This window comes from Legionella sainthelensi, assembly GCF_900637685.1.
Taxonomy (GTDB): domain Bacteria; phylum Pseudomonadota; class Gammaproteobacteria; order Legionellales; family Legionellaceae; genus Legionella; species Legionella sainthelensi.
The window spans coordinates 4,006,210-4,027,721 of the sequence record NZ_LR134388.1; the positions used below are offsets into that span (position 1 = coordinate 4,006,210).

Below are 21,512 nucleotides of genomic sequence, written 5' to 3' on the forward strand. Positions count from 1 at the left end.
TCTTTAAGTTTTTTATTATTTTAGTCATACTTAAAAAAACATGGTTTCTTATGACTTTTACTATTGGCCAACGCTGGATAAGCAATACCGAATCAAAACTCGGTCTGGGTATTATTGTTGATGTAAGTGGTAGACAGGTAAGTTTGAGCTTCCCTGCTGCCGGAGAGGAACGCATTTACTCTACAGATAATGCTCCGCTGAGCCGTATCATTTACAAAGAAGGTGAAGAAGTAATGACTTCTAACCACCAAAAAATGTATATCACTCATGTAGAAGAGCGACAAGGATTGTATTTTTATCTTGGGGTGGATGATGCGGGTAATGAACTTCATATCAGCGAACTTAATTTGGATTGTTTTATCAAGTTAAATACTCCTGAGCAACGGTTGTTTAGTGGATTATTGGATAAATTAAGCACTTTCAAATTAAGAATAGATACTCTAAATCATGCATGCAGACTGCAACAATCTCAAGTCAGAGGCTTATTAGGTTCGCGAACCAGTCATCTGAAACATCAGGTTTATATCGCTCATGAAGTCGCGCAACGTTATGCTCCCCGCGTCTTACTTGCTGATGAAGTAGGCCTTGGGAAAACCATTGAAGCAGGCATGATATTGCATTACCAACTCTATACAGGACGTGCCAATCGAGTGTTAATCGTGGTGCCCCAAACATTGATTCATCAATGGCTGGTGGAAATGATCCGTCGTTTTAATTTGAATTTTTCAATCATTGATGCCAATCGTTATGAACAGATCTATGAACTAGACGACGAAGAGGGCATTCAAATCGGAACAACCCAAGAAAATCTTTTTGAAAATGAACAATTGATTTTATGCAGTTTGGATTTTCTGATGGATAATGAAAATGCACGTCAACAAGCTCTGGCAAGCAAATGGGACTTACTTGTTGTCGATGAAGCCCATCATTTACATTGGTCTGAAGAAGAAAAAAGTCCTGAGTATGAATGTATTGAGGAATTGTCTGCGCACAGTAAAGGCTTACTTTTGCTAACAGCAACTCCTGAGCAAGCAGGAATCGCCAGTCATTTTGCGCGATTACGATTGCTGGACTCCTCACGGTTTTATGATTTTTCTGCATTTAAAAACGAAGAAGAAGGCTATCAGGAAATCAATAAATTAGTACAAGCACTCATGGCTTATGGCGAGGAGGCATCTATTGATGATTTAAGCATAGAATTAAAATCACAACTTGAACTTTATTTAGGTGAAACAATAGAAACCAGCATTGATCAAGTAATTAGAGATTTGTTAGACAGACATGGTACGGGACGTGTTTTATTTCGCAATACTCGCGCAGCCATTCAAGGCTTTCCAGAACGACAAGTGCTTGCCTACCCCTTAGAGTGTCCTATCATTTATTCTTCGCTAGAAGAGCAAAAAGGCCAGAGGAAACTTTATCCTGAACAACTTGTGGAAAAAGAAATTTGGCTTGAAAACGATCCTCGGGTGGCATGGTTAACCGATAAAATTAAAGAACTTTATCCCAAGAAAGTTCTGATTATTTGTGCTAAAGCCAATACTGCTATTGCTTTGGATCAGCATTTAAAATTAAAAATGGGAATTCGCTGCACTTCTTTTCACGAAGGATTGTCTATTATTGAGCGTGATCGCGCCGCTGCATATTTTGCAGAACAAGAAAATGGAGCACAAGCGCTTGTTTGTTCTGAAATAGGAAGTGAGGGTCGGAATTTTCAATTCGCGCATCATCTTGTTTTGTTTGATTTACCGTTAAATCCTGATTTGGTGGAACAACGCATTGGGCGTCTGGATCGCATAGGACAGCGTCATACAATTATGATTCATGTTCCCTACCTTTTGAATTCAGTACAAGAGAAATTATTTCGTTGGTATCATGAAGGAATTAACTTATTTACCCAAAGTTGCTCTGTTGGTTTTTCTCTTTACGAAGAATTTGAAAATGAACTGTTGCCTATTCTAGATCGGGTAGCAACAAGCGAAGAAGAACTCAACACATTAATTACCAACACTAAAATGCGTGCGGAAGAAATCAATCAAGCATTACATGATGGGCGTGATCGTTTGCTGGAGCTCAATTCGTGTAATACCCTGCAAGCCCAAGAATTAATTTCTGCCATCGAAGCAGAAGAAAATTGTTTGGAATTGGAAAATTACATGGCTCAGGTATTTCAAGAGTATGGTATTGATCATGAATACCATTCAGAAAATACTGAAATCCTACGGCCTACAGATCATATGAAGACAAGCCATTTTCCAGGTTTAAAAGAGGACGGCGTTACGGTAACTTATTCACGCCCCAAAGCACTTATTCGTGAGGATGTTGAATTTCTCAGCTGGGAACATCCTATGGTCAGTGAGTGTATGGAAATGACACTGGAATCCGAGTTAGGAAACGCAACTTTAGCGACAATTTCCATTAAAAGTATCAAACCGGGAACGTTATTTTTAGAGTCCTTTTATACGGTAAATTGTGCAGCGCCCAGAAGTCTACAACTGGATCGCTTTTTATCCTTGGAACCGATTCGGGTGTTCATGGATGCTTCAGGCAAAAATCTTTCTAAGGTTTTAGATTATAACCAATTAAATCAGTTGTGTGAGCCTGTTAAACGTCACTTATGTTATCCCATTATTCAGCAGGTTCATCAAGATCTGGAAGAGATATTAACGCAAAGTAAAAAAATTGCTGAAACTCAGCTGCAACAAATTCTTGAACAAGCAGTTGTGCAAATGAAAAGTTGTATAAATCATGAAATAAATCGACTTGAGGCACTAAAAAAGATAAACCCCTCTATCCGCGATGAAGAAATTACTTATTTAAAAAATCAACTTGTAGAGAGTGAACAGTTGATGCATAGCGCCACTTTAAAGTTACAAGCATTAAGAGTAGTGATTAATAAAGTTTAATTTTCTTAATGCTCATTGCCACAGTGCACGACATTATGCACCGAAACTCGTAGGTTAGACCAAACCAACCTACGAGTTTTTCTTTATCGACGCAGCGTCAAAAATGAGATAGAATGATAAAGACACGCGATTAATTCCTTCACTTTATTTCCGTGTTTTTTATATCGATTTTGCAGATTCCAGCCTAAATATTTTCAATCATCTATAAACGCAAACCACTCAATAGTTTAGATATTTTTGCTACAAAAATAGCAAAATTGAGTTTTATCAATTGAAAGGAGTTGTTGTGATAAAAAATAATATCATCGAAAAAAATCTTGAATCAATCGATAAGGATGATTTGAGGTATTTCTTCTATCTTTCTTCTCATAACGCTTGGGTAAATGTAGCCGGCGATTTATTCAAATTGAAAATAAAGAATCGTGTAGTGACCACCGAAAAGCAAGTGGGTAGGATGGTTTATTTTAATAAAGAATATCGTCCCGTCACAAAACAGGAAGAGCTTGAGTTAAAAACATTAATCAGTAAAAACGCTATGGATCCTTTTGTTTGTGGTGTGAGCTCCGATAGCTTTCAGCTTGATGCCAATGAAAACAAAGATTTACCTGATTTATCTCTTAAATCCATTCAGAAAACTTTCACCAGGATTCATTTTAATTTAGGTGATCAGCGTTCCATCGAGCTATCCATCGAGATTTGTAATTTCGATAATGAATTTGTACATCAACTCAATACACTCACATCAACCGAGGAAAAAAAACACCTCATTTTAGAATATAAAAATCAATTCATTACCGCACAAGAAGATGCCAAAGCCAATGCATTTTGGAAAGCTGCGGCTTCTGGTGATGATGAGCAATTGCGCTCATTATTCAATGAGCTTAATGATTTTGATATTAATCGCAAGTATAAGGGACGCTCTATTATTGAAGCCATGTTTGATGCCAATCCTAAAAGTGACTTACCATTCAAAAGCATACAATCTGATCATAAAAAAACAGTAGAGCTGCTCTTGGGTCATGGCTTAGAGAAACAAATTATTGAGTCTGCTTCACAAAAATATCAAACCATTCAAAATAATCTTTGGTTTTTCCATCGCGCAAACCCAATGCATAAAAACATGTTGCCGCTTTTAAACCAAACTGATGATGTAGAGGAACTGAATAATGAGCACGCTTTTGAAGTAATTAACTGTGCAATACAATAACCCTGTTTGGCAATTGTCCCCTCCCTAACGCGTTTTCCGAGGCTTTGAGATAGTGCGAAGCGCATCCTAAGCCCAAACAACTTGAAACCGATGCAAATGCTAACTTTATGGAGGTGCCCCTCACCCCACACCTGTGCATTTGCAAACCTATTTTATCACGGTACATTCACTTCTGAATGGTTATCATATTTGCTGAATTGATATCACTTATAAATACAATCAATTGGATTAAATATAAACACAATGATTAAATACATTTATAACCAAGTGATTAATGAGGGTAAAATGACAAAATTGTTTGTTTGCTCGTTTGATTCGGATGGATGTAACGAAATCTCTAAGCGAATGAAGGTCTTTGTAGATGTGTGTAAAGAAGCAGAGCAAAATACACTGACGAGTGATCATGAGTTTCAAGCATTTCATGCTCCAATCAGACATGCTAGCTATAATGTCGCCATTACTGGTCCTTTTTGCATGCGAAATTCAGATCCTTATGATCATAGTGATTTTAATTCAAGGTTAACAGAAATTTTAGGCCCAAAAGACGCAGAACGCTGGCATGAACAAAGAGCAAAGCGCACCCAAGCAAAGATCATCGCCGCGGCTAATAATGGAATACCTCTTTTTAATCTTCAAGAAAGCGCTCCCGGATTTGTTCAAGACACATTAAACGAATTAAATAAATTAAACTCCGGAGCCTATAAAGAAGTTTCATTCTTATTTAATAATAACCCAGGGCGACTCCAGCACAATCTAGCTATTATTTACAACAGCCAAGAGCTTACTCCAATTGGTGACCCATTTTGTAGAACAGAGAATACAAGAGTAATTGGACAAGCATTCAAAAAAATAAATCCTGCTACCGGACAGGCTCAATATTTTGTCATGCAAAATATACATGGATATCATTTTGATAAGACTAAAGATGGAGAAAACGTTCTTAAAAAGCTTTTCGAACTGCCCGAGTTTATAAAAAGAAATATTGAAGACGCTCTTAAAAAAGAAAATAACGACAGGTTACCAGATTACGACGTATGTCTTACAGGCGATACCAATTGTCGCCGTCCACCAACAGATGATGAATTTAAATACATAGGCAAAAACACCGCAACTGCAGCACCTCAAAATGCAACATATTTTGATGATGTGTATCGGGTCGACTATACAGATGGAGCCTTTTTTGTTACCTATAAAAATGGCGAACGAATCCCCACAGCTCCTCAAATAGTCAACCCGAAAACTCTAGGTGCTCACGGCACTCCTGTAAATGAAATAAAGGTTTCTGCACATCAAGCCCTCAAAAATAATCATTTTCAAGAGTTCCCATTTGCAAATCAATATAGCTTAAATAATTTTCAGCAAAGATTTAATGAATTAAATATTCAAGGTTGTGGCATTATCTACGAAAAAAACGACTATAATGTCTGTCGTATAAAAATAACCTCAAAAGAAGATATTTCCTCGCAACTAGAAGAAGCTTTTAAATACGTGGAAAAAATTAAAACCCATACGGGTTTTAAATATAACATCTATCCCAATGAGGAAATCACGCAATTAAAAATCGAAAAACGTGAACTCCTAAAATTTACAATGCGCTCTGAACTGATTAATTTAGTCACGCAGGGAGATAAAGAGCAATTAACATCAACGATTAAAGCATGGTTAGAATCTTATCCTGATTTGTTACAAGAAACCCTGGAAGTAAACACCGCAGATATCAATCAAGATATTTTTCTTAACGCATCAACTACCCAAAATTTTAATCTTGGAGAGGCGTGGGGCAATAATCCAGATAGCCCATTTCCACTTGCACCATCGATAAGCGCCATCCTAAATTATGCGGCGTATCAAGTCGGGATTATCAATTTTAGTGATTTAAATAAATATACTCCCCAACAAAAATTTGATTATATTTCTAGTAACATAAATGATAAAAAGCTTGCAGATAAAGACAAACAGTTATTTGCAAATCTTTACGTAGATTATTCGCAAGAGACAAGAAACAACTACCTAAATGGAGCACTACATTTTGTTCAGTCGTTAAAAACATCGTTGGTGCCCCCATTAAGAATGGAAGACCTCGCTTTAGATAAACATTCAGAAAGGAGAAGAAGAGGCGAAAGAAAATTTGCAAATGAATCTAAAAACTACAACCAAGAAAAAGAAAACATAATTAAGGAGCTAAACTCCTTTAAAGAATGCTACCAATCCAATTTAACGGAATTAAAAAATTACACGACACGAAATGCAAAAATAAATATTGCGGTAGGTGCTATAGCGGTCCTTGTTGGAGGATCCGCCATAGCCGCTGTTTTATTAACATTACCCTTTTCACTGCCCGCAATTATAGGTGTATCACTACTGGGATTTGCAGTGGCGATGGCTGTTTTAACTACCTCTGCACGTGCAAGAACTTTTCTAAAAGGAGCCTCATCTCTTCAAAAACTAGTTAATTTTTTAGAGCGTTCAGTAACTCACAAAATAGAATTATTAGAACAATCTGAGAAAGAAGCTTTAAAAATTAATAACTCCATTAAGGATAAAATGGAGCATATCGTTAAATTAGAAAATGACGCTAGATTAGTTGATGAGCTAACGAAGATAAAAGATGCAGAAAAAAAGATTACCTCTCATATGTCAAAAGAAGAACAAGTGAGGATCAGAATGGATGCATTAAATAAACAGGCTCATGATGAAGTAATCGCAATCCAAGGTTTATTAATATATGTTGGTGAGGGACGAGGAGACTATATTGAGCAAGAGTTAAAAAATGCAAAGAATCGATTGGATAAATTACCCAAAGAAGTTCAATTTCATTTACAAAATTATCTTTATGAAAGAGATCCCCAGAAAAATATGCAATTAGAAGTCGGCTTTAATAAACTTCTTGGTGCCAACAAACAAATAGAAACACTTTCATCCCAACAAGAGGAGTGTCGTTGGGTCTCCAATAAAGGAAAAGAGTCAGTCTGTTCGTTTCGAATGTTTTCACAAAACAATGCAAACGAATTAAGCCCTGCTCAGGCGTCAGGTCAAAATAATATCCAAAAAGAACAAAATACGGTGAAAAATAATGACGAGCAAAACCCAAAAGAGTCTCGCATTTCCCCTATTCTCCCTTAGGTTTTATTTCTATTAAGTAATGCTCCTATTGCAAAGATAGAGTCGACCAAATCATTCCCCGCAGAGGGAATGATTGGTTCCCATTGTCTCTGTAATGCACCTTAATCCATGGAGCGCTCATATTCGTTAATAAAGTATGCGTTTTCAGCAAAACGTAGCTTGTCACGACTAAGAGCGTTACTATGCCGCTGCATAAGTTTATTTAAGCAATATCGACAATAATTTTATCATTATCAATTCGTACGGGATATATTTTCAGATTTTTAGGTTTACTGAGCTTACCAAGTACCGTACCAAGAGCGGGAGGCCAAGGTGACCAGCACTCAGGTTGTCCTGTTGTAAGATTAAAAGCACTTTTGTGAAAAGGACAAACGATCGTGTTTTCATCAGTAATCACCCCTTTAGTCAAAGGTAATTTGAAATGTGGGCATTGAGATGCAATAGCATGGACCGCGTCATTGTGCCAAATTAATAAAATTTTATGGCCATCAATGGTTTCACAGTGACGCCCTTTTTGTTGCAGCTGATCGAGTGTAATTGTTTGTTTCCAAGACATAATGATTTGATCCCTTTAGTTTTTATTAAACTGTTTCTTGAGTTTGGCACCTCCTTCAAGTACTCCGATCTGCTTAAAGGCTAGTGTCGAGCTATAAGATATGTTTTAACTGAAACTAAAACAAGATCCGGGTTGACCTAAAATGAGTTCTAAAGCACACAGGCAGACTCAACTTTTTTCAATCAACTGTTTCTTATTAGCATTCTGATAGAGTTTTTGGGTGTACCACCTGTAAAAAGTCCTGGCTTTTCATTTGTAGTACTTCATTATGATTTCCTGCGTTAAAAGCCAACCACTCTTGGTGTGTCAGGCTTTCTGCAAGATAAACGTCCATACCATAAAGCTCACCAAAAAGCGGAATTGCGCCAATTTCACAGTCTTTAAATTTATCTTGAAACTCAAATTCATGAGCTATTTCTGCATGTTTTGCATGAGTCTCTTTTTTAAATGACGTTAAATCAAGTCGCATATTGGCAGGAATTGCTACGAGTACAAATTTTCCATCTAATTTGACAACCACAGATTTAGCAAAATAATTTCCTTTAATGTGTGCTGCTTGCGCACATTGTAATGCTGTGTAAGCTCTAGGATGGCTAATAGTTTTGTAGGAAATGTGATGCGTATCTATATATTTTCTAAGTGATGGGCTTAACATAAAGCACTCCTAAGACAGCTTATAATGTTTAATTATAGACCAACCACCTTGCCTGCGCTCACTCACTGCAAACCCTATATATTTTGAGATAAAGATTTTATAAGATTGGGCTTATCCTGAGAACCATCGGTCTGAGGCGGTTTGTCAGCATCATTCTCACTTTGCTCAGACGCAAAAGCGTCACGATGGTGTAAATAAAGAGATTGTTATGTTTTTTAAAAAACGCTCCCTAGACAACAAATCCATAAGTGATTGGCCAAACTTTAATAAATATTACCCCATCAAAAAATATCCAGAAGCAATGAGTTTTATTACTCTCCTCCATAGCAAAACAAATGAAGAAGAATTTCTAACAGATGCCAGTAAATTAATAAAATTTCTGGCACCACCTTTAGCAATGATTAAAAAGAAACAGGGCAATCACTACAAAAAATTAGCGATAGAAAATACGATTGATTTCCTAGTTCATGATTATCCAGAAAACATTCCGGATGTCATCTTTATTCCTGGAAATAATGATTTATCTCAACTTGATGATTTAGTGCATACGCTTTTCCTTTTAAAGAAAAAGCTCATCAATAATAATATAGAAAGCGCTGAAGAAATAATTACTTCGATACCCATTGTTATTTCAGGAAAGGGAGGACATGGTGTGACAGCGGGTCCTATTTTTGCCACTACAGAAGCTGAAGCCCTGCATTACTATTTAAAAAAACGCTTGCTCTATGGAAAAAGTGGACTTAAAAATCAAATTTATCTAGAAAAAGAAGCAGAGAATACCGGGGCTAATATTGATTTTACGAAACCAATCATGAGACAAATTGCCCGAGAAACTCAAAAAGAAGAACAGGGGTTGAATGTTTGGTTAGTGCCGACACCGGTAGGTGGAATGAGACAACTTTTCACCGTTTCAAAACAATCTGGAGATACGACTATGAAAGGCGGAGAAGGATACAATCTTCACCAAGTCTATATATTGCCGGATCGAAAGAGAATTATTCACAATTATTTCAATATAAATAATCAAGAAGAATCAGGCATCAATTTCTTTGCTGCATTACGAGAAACAGTAAATTATGTAAATTACATGCTCAACAATGATTTTATGTCACCCAATGCACCCGATCCAGAGGATTTAAAAGAGGCATTAACCATTACCTTTAAATATTACAAACGGTTAACAAAAAATAAAATAACCCGAGAAGAAAGTATCATTGAGGCGATTATTAAATTTTCTCAACTAAAAGAAGCAAAAGGAGGAATGAGCTATTTTAGAGAAAAAGACAAACCACTCATCAATTTTATTAAAGAAAATATGAAACCCATTACCCAATACTTTCTCAATGCATTCAAACAAATTGAACGTCAACACATGGAGTACCTTCCAGAAAAACTTGGCCTGAAAAATAAAGGAAGCGCCTCTCAGTCATTATTGCATGAGCAAGAAATACATACGAAACAATATTCAGCATTTTTTCATTCGAACTACATTATTGATGATCTACCCTATATTGAAAATGAGTTAGCACCTACGTAGAAATAGATTGCTGTCTGAGTTTTCCCTTATAAGGTACGATTTTCAGTTAGCTATCGTGATGAAAAGCGTAGCGGCGCTCACTGAAAATTGGACCAAAGAACGTTTTTTAAAAATGGATTGTATCGAATCTTAAGGATTTCATGAATTGATTTATAGGAAATTTTTTGTAATCCTATAAAAGCCCAGGATGCAACATTTTGAAAAAATTGAAAGGAGAAAATATGGGAAGCTATGGATGTGCTGATGAAAAATGTTCTTGTCCATGTCATTTTCAACATGAAGAATGCCATGATGATCATTGTGATCACCATACACACGAAATCAAGGCAAACTATTTTTTAGAACTTGCTGATGAAGCATGGGAAGAGGTATTAAAAGAAAAAATCAAAGAATATATTTTGGATACTCAAAACAATCAAATGATTAAACTCGCCAAAATAGTTGCAGAAGGAAATAATCAGCGCTGGCAAAATAGAGTGGAAAGAAAGCAAGATTATAACGATTTCATGGATGAAATTCGTAAGTTCTTTAGCAAATCAAAAAAATAAATCAATTTTTTAAAATCCTACATATCGCGACTTGTCCCTGAAGTCACAAAATGGAGACTCGAAGGATCCAGTCGCTACGTAGGATTATTTAGCTCCAAAAGCATTTCATAGACATAGGGCGCTTGTAATCGAACAATCCATGTTTTTGGGGAGCAAGAACAAACCAAAGCATCGCGTACCATACTATATTGAGAAATAATTCATTTTGTCTTTTTGTTCGATATCCATCATATCCTGAGAGACTGTAGCCGTTTGAGCTCTTAAGACTTCAGCAAAAAAACCTGGGTACTCCCTGCGCTTATGAAATGCATCCTCAAATGTTTCCAAGTGAATTTGAGGCTGATTCAGTGCCGCCCAAATCTCATCCATGAGATCTTGATATTTGCGCATAGAGCATAAATCTTCTGATTCTATCTCACTCGCTACCTCATACTTGATTGTATCAAAAACAATCTTATTGCCACCTTTTTGCCGTAAGGTAGCTATCATTTTTTGAACCTGTAAAGAGCTTGCATCACTTGCAATTGCGGCAATTCTTAATCTGCAATAGTTTATTAATGCAGTCGTAACTTTATCGGCAATATTTACATCCACAATGTATCTTTGACTTGGCGGAAAAGGACGGAATGATGCAAAAAAATCAAAAAAGATACGTATTTTAGTCTCTTCATCACCCGAATCAACAAGTTGCTTTATAATTTCATCCGCATCAGTAGAATTTAAGGGCTCTGAAATTATTGTGTAGTCTGAAAAACTACGCCACCGAGAATCAAAAATGGTCTGGCATAAAGGATTTGCAAGTATCTTAGCAATCACACTAAATGTAGGGAAATGTTCCGGCGTATAGCTATAACCACTCAGATCAAAAAGAGTTAACGCACGATTGAGCCCTTCTAAGGTGACATTTTGCGATAGGTAATTCAGAATGACAGTTAACCCTACTCCTTTTTGGAGCGCGCGTATCATAAAACCTACACAATCTTGCGGACTTCCGATGGAGAATAAAAATTTTACCACATCAGAGGTGAGCATCATGTGCTTAGAAAGAACTTCAATACTCTCTTGCAAGTCGGGTAGATAATGATGAGTCAGTAAATGATTCAGCATGGCTTTATTCATGCATTTAAGTTCACTAATTAACGTAATGAGACAGGTTAATTCCGACAAATAAGAAGCGTGATTTAATATATGAAAAACTGTATCGTCATTAAGTAATCCCACCCCTGCTTGTTCTATTAAATGCAATAATTGAGATAAAGTCTCTTGTTGTTCCAAATCTAATTCGGTAAAAAGATTTGGGAATGGTGCGAAACTGTTTGGAAATTTTATTTGCCAGTCCTTTAGCATGATGGATACTCTTAAATGATAAAAAATCAATCACAGATTAACTAGATTAAACACCCAAAGTCAAGCAATAAAAACTTGCACAACCAGGACAATGTTGTGCAAATCGCAATATAGCTAAGGTTGTGGTAAATACTAAGTCCTCCCTGAAATCCGGAACAAGCATCGCAGCATTAATTCATTGCTCTCTATTAAAATTTTAAGTGCGCCATTCTTGTCATTTTGCAGATAACTTTTACCACTCGAGCCACCCATTTCAATAACTTAACTTAGTGTGAAAAATAAACGATTTTCTCTATTCGTTCAGATGAATAAGCTTCGATTTTTATCGATTGATGCATCTGGTTCCGTTTTCATACCTTGTGTTGAATGCCAGCCCAGCTTGATTTCCTTTAGAAAAAAATGAAGCGGCACTTAGCGAACGTTGCAGTAATTTGGAGTGCTTTCCTTGTGAGGATTCCTCTGCATGGGGTTTTGATGAAATAGAATGCAGCGGATGCTCGGGATGAAAAAAGCTTTCTGAATAGACTAGTGGACTTAAAGTACCCATATGCTCTTCAGCGATAAGTTTTAATTTTTTTATATCTTCCTGTACTGTAGCGGATAACCATTTCCATAAATGAGCTAACTGAATATTCGCTGCTTCCATACTAAACTGTTGTACTTTTTCATCAAGATAGCCATAACGAAATCCGCTAAAATGGATTCCTAGTGGTTTTAAAGCAATCATCACTCGTTCCAGGTGTTTTTTCTTATCGTCAAGCATCACAATATGGCGAGGAACACGTTCTAATCGCGATAAAAACGTATTTAAATTTTCTCCTTTATCGCCCCCTGCGCAAAAAATAACGCCACCCTGACACGAAGAGCTGTCATCAGGAACAATAGTGTTTCGTGAAAAATCCACTCCCATATCAGCAAGCTGCCTCAAGGTCTGATGGCGAATCGAATATCCACGTGCGGTTAATCCAATGACTGGAATGCCAATATCTTGCAATGCGCTAATGATATTCGCTATCGTTGGTTCTACTGCAGAGGTGCGCACAAAATGTTGTGCTGAGTTATAAACCGACATCAGTGATGGCTGCGCAATAGCCATTTCAATTTTTTTTTGCGAGACATGAGAAAATAGGCCTTCAAACCACGCATCTCCTCCAAATGCAATTTTAGGAGTCATGACTGTATTATCCAGATCTAACACTAACCAAGTATCAAAATGAATGTCTTTCAAGGCTTCTCGAAAATTCTTTATTTCCATAATTTTTTGAAACATCATTATTCCCTACATCATTCAATAAAAAAACGCTGGGCTTGACTCACCCAGCGCAAGAAAAAAATGGATTATTTGTATTGGAATCGTTTCTGATTCTGTTCAGGATTACTGTCAATATCCATAGAGGTTGGTTTGAAGAATCCATGACCATGAAGACGTGCTTTTTTAGAAAATTTATTTTTCGCTTGTACTTCGACGATCTCTTCTGACTCTGAGTCCTCTGAGCTCATACTTTGCCCATCAGCCTCACTGTCTTCCTCATCAGAATATTCTGACTCCTCAGAGGAATTAACATAGTCTTCATCATCTTCTTCATTCTCTGGAAGATCTTTATAACGCTCTTCCAACTCCTCAATTTTTTGTTGCCAGCGTTTTAAACCAGGCAACATGTCCCTTGTTAACTCCCCTCCTTCGTTACCCGATGATAGGCTTTTGACCTCCTCTGTTTCCTCTTCGTCGGATTCAATAATTCGCCTTCGTTTAGGCTTAACTTCTTTTTGCTCCGTGTTTGCAGGAAGTTGGCCAAATAGACCCAACGAGACTGGTTTTATAGGAATAGGACTTATAATTTTAGGTTGGTGTAGATCTGCTTCACTTGCTTGCCTTAATTCTCGCGCATCAATTGGTTTTAGTGCTGGAGAACCTGTAAATTTTTCGGCCACAGATTGCAACCAAGTTATAATTTTCATGAATCCATTATTGGCTAATTCAGCTTGCATCTCCTCAGTAACCTTTTGACCAAGTCTCTCTAAAGTTGGTGAGGCTGTTTGATTTAATGCAGCATAAGCCCTCAACCCTGTTGACGCAACCCAATACCCACATAATCCTCGGTTTAATCCTTCGGCATTTGGAATAACGGAAAGCTTCGCTCCTTTAGGTAAGTGACTTGTTAAACAATCCACATAATTTTTACCTGATGACTGGCCTAAAGGATCAAAAATGAAGTATCGATTCCCATGACCGTGCATTAACATAATCCAATGGCCAGAAACGTTTCTTTGGCCAACATCAGTTAATATAGGCATAAACCCTTGACGCTTCAGGGCGTCTAAATTAAGCGTTGGATTACCATTATAGATAGAGCCACTAATAATTTCTGGATATCCCATGCGGGCAAAAAGAGCATGCATTCCTGATTGTGTTAACTCCATTTCTTCTACGTAGAGTTCTGATCTTTTTGAAACAGTTATAGGTGAAGAATCTTTGGAGTCGACAAGCATCAAATCTAAATCTGTAGATCGATCTTGAGCTATATGATTACGTTTTAATAACTTAGCATGTTCTTGTGCAGACATGTTAGGAATAACAATTTTTGATTTTGAAGCCAGTGAAATCACATGTCTTTTATCTTTATTCTCTTCCATAGCACGGATTACATCATGAATATTGCTAATCGGTTTGCCATTAATTTCTTTTACAATTCCACGAATATGCTTTTCATAACCTTGTGTTTCTTTACAATTAAGAATTGTATTGATCACAATAATTTGATCGGTGGGATTTTTTTAGGTGCATCAGGTAAGGAGCAGTTTTCTTCGACCAAATGCATCTCTTCAAATTCACAACCGTTGCCTTCCATGTAATTACGTGTCAGTGGAACAAAACAAATTCCAGAGTTTATGTAATAAGTGGGCATTTTATCGTGCTCTGAGACTGATACTTTTTCGGTGTCTCCCAAGATAGTATCCAAAACAACATCAATCTCTAGCTCCTCAACTCCTTCTCCATTCGCGCTCTTGCGTAAAATGTTGAGTCTTACCGTATCGCCGATGAATTTAGACTGCGTCACATGAAAATAATCGATACAATTCCCAATACCTGGAATATCGACTGTACCTTCATTTGAAATAGGTAATCCATCAATAGCAAGGATAATATCATCGGGCTTTAACTTATTAAATGCATCGGATAAATTGTCTGCTTTTAAAATACGAATACCCGATCGTTTACCCATCTTATAAAATTCACGTTCATGAACGTTTTCGATTTGTTCAGTAACAATAGGAAGGGTTGGAAATCCACGATATTTCTTGTTACTAAATGCCTCGATTAAAAAATGCTCCATAATGGGGACAGGAATAATGTAATTCAATCCTTGATGTCCACCATATCCTTGAAAAGCAACTCCCACTACTTTGTTTCCAATAAATACTGGTCCGCCACTATTCCCAGGATTAATTGCCGCATCCACTTGAGCTTGTAACAAATTTTGGCCGCTCATGGAGTAACTATCGACTTGAATACGTGAAACGATACCTTTTGAAAGAGATATTTCAGTACCTCCCATAGGGAAGCCAACAACCATGATTCTATCTCGCAAACTCACCATTTCACCCAACTCTACTGGGTCTACAAGCTCCTCAAACTCAGGGTCATCAACCTCTAATAAGGCTAAATCACACTGATATGAAACACATTTAACCTTTGCTTCATATTTTTTAATGCGGTTATTTGCTAATCGCACTTGAAGAAACGTTGTGTTTTCCGCTACGTGAGCATTAGTCATGACGTATTTTTTTCCCGAAGAGGGATCTTGAACAATAAAACCAGAGCCTGAGCAAGCAGCTGATTCTGGGCCTCGCCAGGGATTATCATAATCGGCAACGAAAAAATCAGAATAAATTTGCACCACTGAGCGTTCATGTTGATTTTGAGTGGGAAACTTGATTCGTTTTCTTGCTGGCGGCTCAATGAATTCTTCTTCGTCGCTTTCTTCTCTTCGCCTTCTTTTTCGATTCAGCGAGCTTGGTTTGTCACTCATTGTCTCATGTGGTGATCTTGCTGTTTGGTTTTCTAGAGCAATGCGTTTGGATTTCGGTGCACTCATTTCAAAATCATCTTCAGCATCTTGATCCCGCCTTCTTTTTCTACCTAAAGAAGTCTCTTGATGAGGGAGCGATGTTTTTATTGCATCCGTTTTGCTTGCTTGAGTTTGTGTTAAAATCGATGTGCCTTTTTTAGATAAACCCCGTTCATCACCTTTTGATTTGACCCCTTTAACTACTTGTTTACTCACCGGATCGATCTTATTTAAAATATTATAAGTTACTCCAGCACCCTGAGCTAAATCAGATGCTTTAGGAAATAAAGGATACGCTAGAAAAGGATCTATAGATTGCATCAATTCTACATATCGTTCTTTTATTTTAATTTTCACATCAAAATTAATATGCTTCACCACTTCAGAATCAAGCAACATCTCAAATTTAGGTTTAATTGTTAATAAAGATTCTGGAGCATTTATGGCAAACCACTTGATAATTCGTTCCAAAATCATCATCTGGGTATTTGCCCATTTTGGCGCAGCGCCCAAATTATCTTTAGTTTGTGGATTCATACTCATTGGCATTAATGACCAGCCTTTAAGATGCAACCACTCGGGGCGAAAGCTATTTTTATAAAAATTATCTTTAATATCTGCTTTAAAGGCGCGTTGTAACCTTTTTTTCATCTCGGGATGAAGTTCATCGGTCATTTTATCGAAAAAATGTTCATAAGCATCGCGAGCAGACTCTCCCATCACTGTATTTTGATCCGGTGTTCTTGTTTTAATGAGATCGCGTTGTGGGACAGATTCATGCTCCACGGTTAAAGCATCCCCCCCCTTAGTAACATGCTCCATTTCTGCCAAATCTTTCTGTAAATCCTTTTTCACTGATTTGGGAAGATCATCTCGAAATAAAGGTGTTTCTTTAATTGACCCCCAAAAAGGTTGCTTACCTTCCTCTGGAGAAGGAGAAAAACAGGCTATTTGAATAGGTTCTTCGTTTTCATTTTCCCCTACTTTTCCATCAATAAAACGTTTTGCATACATCGGCGTATGGCCATCGGGTGTTTGCGCTCTAAATCGATGCATCCCACGGAATGGCTCAATCGCTTCAATATTCACCAAAGGACGAACTGTGGGTGTTTCCTCATCATCGGCTGAAGGAAGCTCATATTGGAGTGCAACAGTTTGCTCACCCTCTTTAGTGATCACTGCATGACCTATTTTTTTGCTATTTGGTGCATAACGAAAATGTTCATTCTCTGCGAGATGAGAGAAATCATGTGCCGTAAATTTTTTGTTATTTTTGTCAGTTTCAGAATCATGGAGGGGTGGGGTATCGGTATTGCTTTGTTGAACTTTGTTTTCCTTTTTGAGGTCTTTTTCCTTAGAACCTTCATCGATATCCATTCTATCTTTGGGCATAATTTTAACTCCTTTGTAAAGACAAGTAAATCCGTTACAACTCTTCGCTAAAAGGCAGCAATTTATTGTTAACAGAAACAAATCAGGGTGTAAAGATATTTTTTATGACCCAAAATTAGACTAAATTAAGACAAATAGATACAAATTAAAACAAAATACATTAGTAAGAAAAGAGTAATTACTTGTTAAATCACGAAATATTAACCATGAAAAGTGAGAGGATGGAATGGTTTTCATCAGGAAAATCAATTTGAGATTTTCCCCTTCGACTAAAAACCTCCGGCATCATGAAAAGTTTTCGGTCATAAACGGGCATGAATTTAGTTCATAAACACCAGGGGCTGTTGACAAACCCTACCCTATGGCTAAATTAACCTTAAGCTCGAGATAGGGATTTAAGGGATTTCCACTTTCACGAACATGACAAAACGCATAAGTCAATGGCAGAACATCCCAGCCCGAATGAGCCGGGGTAATAACTCAATTTTTTAAAATACATGCAAGCCCTATTAGTCACTTGTTTCTGGACTAGAATTAGTTTTTAGAATAGGGGTAGTTCCTGGATTAGAGCTAGCTCCCGGAGGAGGATTAACTCCTGGAGGAGAATTCGTTCCTGGGCTAGGAGTAGCACCTGGATTAGGATAAATGCCGGGACCGGGATTACTTCCTGGAGAAGGATTCGCATCCATATTAGAATTAGTTCCTGAGCCAGGAGGAGTATTGATATTAGAATTGCTGTTCGTTGAATTAATGCTATGACTTAGGTCATCCCCTGCCGCATGAACATAATAAAAAATGCCTAGGGTCTGTTGACAATTCACCTGCCGCCTACGTGCCGCGGCTTGTCCGCGGCATCCAGTAGATGGTCAAATTAAAAGCTGAACAACCTAATTGATTGATTAATGAAAGCACACTCATAATATAACGGCTCAGATACCAAGTATAAAACGAGTTTGCAATGCTTAGACTTATGCTCAATGACGGGCGTTGGTCAAAGCTGAGGGAGATCATGCTACAGCACAGAATTTATGACAAGCCCAATCTTGGTAGGATAGTTGAGGCAATGTTATATCGCATGCGGGTTGGGTGCCCTTGGCGTGACCTACCGATAGATTTTGGATGCTGGAATTGAATTTATCAACAATTTAATCGATGGTCATCTCAAAAAAAGTTAATTCAAATTTTTAAAACGCTTGTGCAAGAGCCCGATTTAGGATGGGAGTTTATTGATGGCAGTATTGTCAAAGCTCATCAACATGGTGCTGGCGCGCCTAATAAGGAAGAACAAGGCATTGGTAAGTCGGCTGCTGGAAATACAACGAAGATTCATATGGCCGTTGATGCTCACGGATTACCTATTGATTTTGAAATAACAGGTGGCGAAGTGCATGATTGCAAAGTGGCACCAGAATTTATCGAAAAGTTACCTGCTGCAGAACATACTATTGCAGATAAGGGTTATGATAGCGAAGAGGTTCGAGATACCATTCGAAAAAAAATCATCCATTCCCGTGATTCCAGGAAAGAGCAATTCTAAAACTGGCAATGCAGATATGGATTGGGGTATTTATAAATACAGACATCGAGTTGAAAATTTTTTTGTCAGAATAAAACACGTTCGTGCAATCGCCACAAGAGTTGATAAATTAAAGCGAAACGATGCTTCTCTTGTTGCTATGGCATGCGCATTTTTATGGCTACCTATGTAGCGCAGCTTCCGGTATTATCTTCGTGTTTGTCCAACAGTCAAGGAAGTACGATGAGTCTGGCTTATGTTTCTATTCTTGCGAGTCAGCATCATGGTACTCTTTACGTAGGGTCTACGTCAGACATCATTAAACGGACTTGGGAACACAAAAATAAAGTCAGTCCTGGTTTCACTGCTCAGTATAACGTACATATGCTGGTCTATTATGAAGCATATGAATTATACGTTGAAGCAGCACGACGTGAAAAACGTTTCAAAAATTGGCCAAGACAATGGAAAATAAATTTAATAGAGAAACTAAACCCTCAATCGCGTGACCTGTATCAAGAAATTTGCCAATGATTTAGATCGATTGGATGCCGCGGACAAGAAGCGGCACGTAGGCGGCAGGTAAATTGTCAACAGACCCTATTAAAAGCAAAAAAATTTTTTCATTGTTATCTCCTTATCGTTCGTGCTCTAAACCAAGTTTAGATAATTTTTCGAAAAGAGATTGATTCGTGCTTCCCTGAAATTGCCTTTTCATCCAAAGATGATGACTTTTTTTCGTTAATACCAAGAAATTAGAAACCCTCTATCAAGGATTAATGATAGATCTTCTCGAATTTTTTTTGGCTTATACTTATTTCATTTTTGTTAGCCGCAATTTTGGGTAAGTTACAAAAAACTTAAGAAGAGAAAATAATCTATTTATAGATACAACAGGTTATTTCTATTCATCTAAGATCGCATAAAATTTTTTAAAGTAATTATATCTTCTGCCGATTAGATTAATATAATTTTAAATAGCTCCGACTGGCATATGGATATAAATTACAAGCTTGCAAAAAGCTCGATTATTTTAAAGGAATATGTGAATAAATATGCTTATATAGGGTTAAGCATTGCCATTGGCAGCATTTTTATCGCTTCACTTATTGTATCCTATCAAATAACAGGATTTATTAATCTTGAAGGTTTTATTAAAGCCCAAACCACCAATCCAGCTATCTGGATGCTTGATCTCACCCCCTTTCTCTTTGCCTATTGGGGGCAATCATTTTGTCATGGACTCGTTAATACAGCAGAATCATTTGTTGCAAATAGAACCGAGGAGCTGCGATATAAAAGTGGTGATCTTGAATCAAAACTAAAATATGAAAGTGAGCATGATTTTTTTACCCAGTTACCCAATGCCTTTCTGTTTGGTAAACAAATCACGCAGGCCATTAATAAGATTGAAGAATCGAATGAATTGGCGGTAATTCTATTAAAATTGAATGATTTTAAAGCGATTCACAGCAATTTCGGTAATTTTAACTCCAATAGCGTTTTGATTGAATTTGTTAAAAAACTAAAAGAGATGTTAATTACCTCATTTATGCTCGAAGCAACGATGGGAATCAATAGTATTGCCCGAGTAGAGGGTGATGAATTTGCTTTATTGTTACCAAGGCTGAATAAAAATATTAATTTCAACACATTATTAAATACTATTATAGAAGCGACGCATGTTAATTTTACAGTGGATGGAATTAATGTATCCATTAGCACTACTGCAGGCGCCGCTATCTATCCTCATGCAGGAGAGGATAGCGTATCGTTAATAAATCATGCCCGCACTGCTGTGTTTCATGCAAGGAAGAAAGACAAACCTTTTGCAATCTACAATTCAAATATGGAAGACGATTTTACGACAAATCGGATTATGATGAGTGGTCTAAAAACATCCATAGAGAACCAAGACATCAAGATCTATTATCAACCCACAGTAGAACTAACAACAGGTAAAATAATCGGCGCTGAGGCTCTGGGTAGTTTTGTACATGAAAAATATGGATTAATTGGTACGGAACAATTTATTTCTCTAATTGAAGGCTCAAATTTAATCCAGCAATTAACCTCATTTATGTTAACCAATGTCGCGCAACAATTAGTACTTTGGCATCAAGCCGGACATAAAATTTTTGCTTCGATTAACTTATCGATGCAAGACGCTATTGATAAAAAGCTACCTGTCTTCATAGAAAATTTACTGAATGAAAATAAAATTGCGCCTCAATATTTAATATTAGAATTCGATGAACGCGCATGTTTATCTGATCAAGAAAAGTCAATTAACGTGTTAAACGAATTAAGCCATCTCGGCGTTAATATAGCGATACATGATTTTTGTAGTGGTTATTCTTCTTTTATTTATCTCGTTAATTTTCCTATCAAAACAATAAAAATTGAAAAATCGCTTATTTTAAATATGATCAAAGATAAGAAAAAATCTAAAATTGTTGAAGCCATTATTAAGATGGCACAAACCTTAGAGTTAGATGTTTTTGCCAATGGAGTAGAAAACCAAGAAATTAGAGAGCAGCTCCAACAATATGGTTGTAAGTATGGACAGGGATTTTATTTCTCCCACCAGGTAAGCCCTTATGAATTTATGGCTCAATTAAATTCAGGAATGACAAGATAACCAAGTAAGACATG

Annotated in this window: 12 protein-coding genes and 2 pseudogenes; 8 read left to right on the plus strand and 6 right to left on the minus strand. The window is 37.1% G+C overall.

All coding sequences use genetic code 11. From position 1 onward, the window contains the following. Positions 1-50 precede the first annotated feature (50 nt). The 3 genes from rapA (at position 51) to EL220_RS19370 (ending at position 7,236) form a co-directional block, all read left to right on the plus strand. On the plus strand, positions 51-2,906 hold the full coding sequence (rapA, locus tag EL220_RS17445) for an RNA polymerase-associated protein RapA (RefSeq protein ID WP_027271885.1): 2,856 nt from the start codon (positions 51-53) through the stop codon (positions 2,904-2,906). A 286-nt stretch (positions 2,907-3,192) separates the two neighbouring features. After that, on the plus strand, positions 3,193-4,113 hold the full coding sequence (locus EL220_RS17450; RefSeq protein ID WP_027271886.1) for a hypothetical protein: 921 nt from the start codon (positions 3,193-3,195) through the stop codon (positions 4,111-4,113). A 285-nt stretch (positions 4,114-4,398) separates the two neighbouring features. Then, positions 4,399-7,236 (plus strand): hypothetical protein, encoded by a 2,838-nt coding sequence (locus EL220_RS19370; protein WP_027271887.1) that lies wholly within the window; start codon positions 4,399-4,401, stop codon positions 7,234-7,236. Positions 7,237-7,438: 202 nt separating this feature from the next. Here EL220_RS19370 and EL220_RS17460 read toward each other — a convergent pair whose 3' ends face one another. Next, on the minus strand, positions 7,439-7,792 hold the full coding sequence (locus EL220_RS17460) for a Rieske (2Fe-2S) protein (protein ID WP_027271888.1): 354 nt from the start codon (positions 7,790-7,792) through the stop codon (positions 7,439-7,441). A 196-nt stretch (positions 7,793-7,988) separates the two neighbouring features. Next, on the minus strand, positions 7,989-8,447 hold the full coding sequence (locus EL220_RS17465; protein WP_027271889.1) for an aminoacyl-tRNA deacylase: 459 nt from the start codon (positions 8,445-8,447) through the stop codon (positions 7,989-7,991). A 208-nt stretch (positions 8,448-8,655) separates the two neighbouring features. Between EL220_RS17465 and EL220_RS17470 the strand changes: the two genes are divergently transcribed. Further along, positions 8,656-9,984 (plus strand): YdcF family protein, encoded by a 1,329-nt coding sequence (locus tag EL220_RS17470; RefSeq protein ID WP_027271890.1) that lies wholly within the window; start codon positions 8,656-8,658, stop codon positions 9,982-9,984. 197 nt (positions 9,985-10,181) lie between these two features. Continuing rightward, positions 10,182-10,532, plus strand: coding sequence for a hypothetical protein (locus EL220_RS17475; RefSeq protein WP_128130961.1), 351 nt, complete (start codon positions 10,182-10,184; stop codon positions 10,530-10,532). A 183-nt stretch (positions 10,533-10,715) separates the two neighbouring features. Here EL220_RS17475 and EL220_RS17480 read toward each other — a convergent pair whose 3' ends face one another. From EL220_RS17480 to EL220_RS17495, 4 genes and pseudogenes are all read right to left on the minus strand, one after another. Continuing rightward, positions 10,716-11,879, minus strand: a complete 1,164-nt coding sequence (locus tag EL220_RS17480; RefSeq protein ID WP_027271892.1) for a hypothetical protein — start codon at positions 11,877-11,879, stop codon at positions 10,716-10,718. A gap of 322 nt (positions 11,880-12,201) precedes the next feature. Further along, positions 12,202-13,152, minus strand: coding sequence for a DUF2608 domain-containing protein (locus EL220_RS17485; protein ID WP_232002532.1), 951 nt, complete (start codon positions 13,150-13,152; stop codon positions 12,202-12,204). Between the two features lie 65 nt (positions 13,153-13,217). Next, positions 13,218-17,341: pseudogene (locus tag EL220_RS17490) on the minus strand (PDZ domain-containing protein). A 509-nt stretch (positions 17,342-17,850) separates the two neighbouring features. Beyond that, positions 17,851-18,162, minus strand: coding sequence for a hypothetical protein (locus EL220_RS17495; RefSeq protein ID WP_035906354.1), 312 nt, complete (start codon positions 18,160-18,162; stop codon positions 17,851-17,853). A 137-nt stretch (positions 18,163-18,299) separates the two neighbouring features. Here EL220_RS17495 and EL220_RS17500 point away from each other — a divergent pair. From EL220_RS17500 to EL220_RS17510, 3 genes and pseudogenes are all read left to right on the plus strand, one after another. Continuing rightward, positions 18,300-19,050: pseudogene (locus EL220_RS17500) on the plus strand (IS5 family transposase). Positions 19,051-19,100: 50 nt separating this feature from the next. Beyond that, a complete protein-coding gene (locus EL220_RS17505) occupies positions 19,101-19,391 on the plus strand; it encodes a GIY-YIG nuclease family protein (RefSeq protein ID WP_128130972.1) in 291 nt (96 codons plus the stop codon). A 460-nt stretch (positions 19,392-19,851) separates the two neighbouring features. Next, positions 19,852-21,498, plus strand: a complete 1,647-nt coding sequence (locus tag EL220_RS17510; RefSeq protein ID WP_027270469.1) for a putative bifunctional diguanylate cyclase/phosphodiesterase — start codon at positions 19,852-19,854, stop codon at positions 21,496-21,498. Positions 21,499-21,512: the final 14 nt, after the last annotated feature.

Bases quoted from the DNA above. Each gene is read 5' to 3' on its own strand.
- rapA (WP_027271885.1), top strand. From the start codon at position 51: ATGACTTTTACTATTGGCCAACGCTGGATAAGCAATACCGAATCAAAA.
- EL220_RS19370 (WP_027271887.1), top strand. From the start codon at position 4,399: ATGACAAAATTGTTTGTTTGCTCGTTTGATTCGGATGGATGTAACGAA.
- EL220_RS17460 (WP_027271888.1), bottom strand. From the start codon at position 7,792: ATGTCTTGGAAACAAACAATTACACTCGATCAGCTGCAACAAAAAGGG.
- EL220_RS17465 (WP_027271889.1), bottom strand. From the start codon at position 8,447: ATGTTAAGCCCATCACTTAGAAAATATATAGATACGCATCACATTTCC.
- EL220_RS17470 (WP_027271890.1), top strand. From the start codon at position 8,656: ATGTTTTTTAAAAAACGCTCCCTAGACAACAAATCCATAAGTGATTGG.
- EL220_RS17480 (WP_027271892.1), bottom strand. From the start codon at position 11,879: ATGCTAAAGGACTGGCAAATAAAATTTCCAAACAGTTTCGCACCATTC.
- EL220_RS17485 (WP_232002532.1), bottom strand. From the start codon at position 13,152: ATGATGTTTCAAAAAATTATGGAAATAAAGAATTTTCGAGAAGCCTTG.
- EL220_RS17505 (WP_128130972.1), top strand. From the start codon at position 19,101: ATGAGTCTGGCTTATGTTTCTATTCTTGCGAGTCAGCATCATGGTACT.
- EL220_RS17510 (WP_027270469.1), top strand. From the start codon at position 19,852: ATGGATATAAATTACAAGCTTGCAAAAAGCTCGATTATTTTAAAGGAA.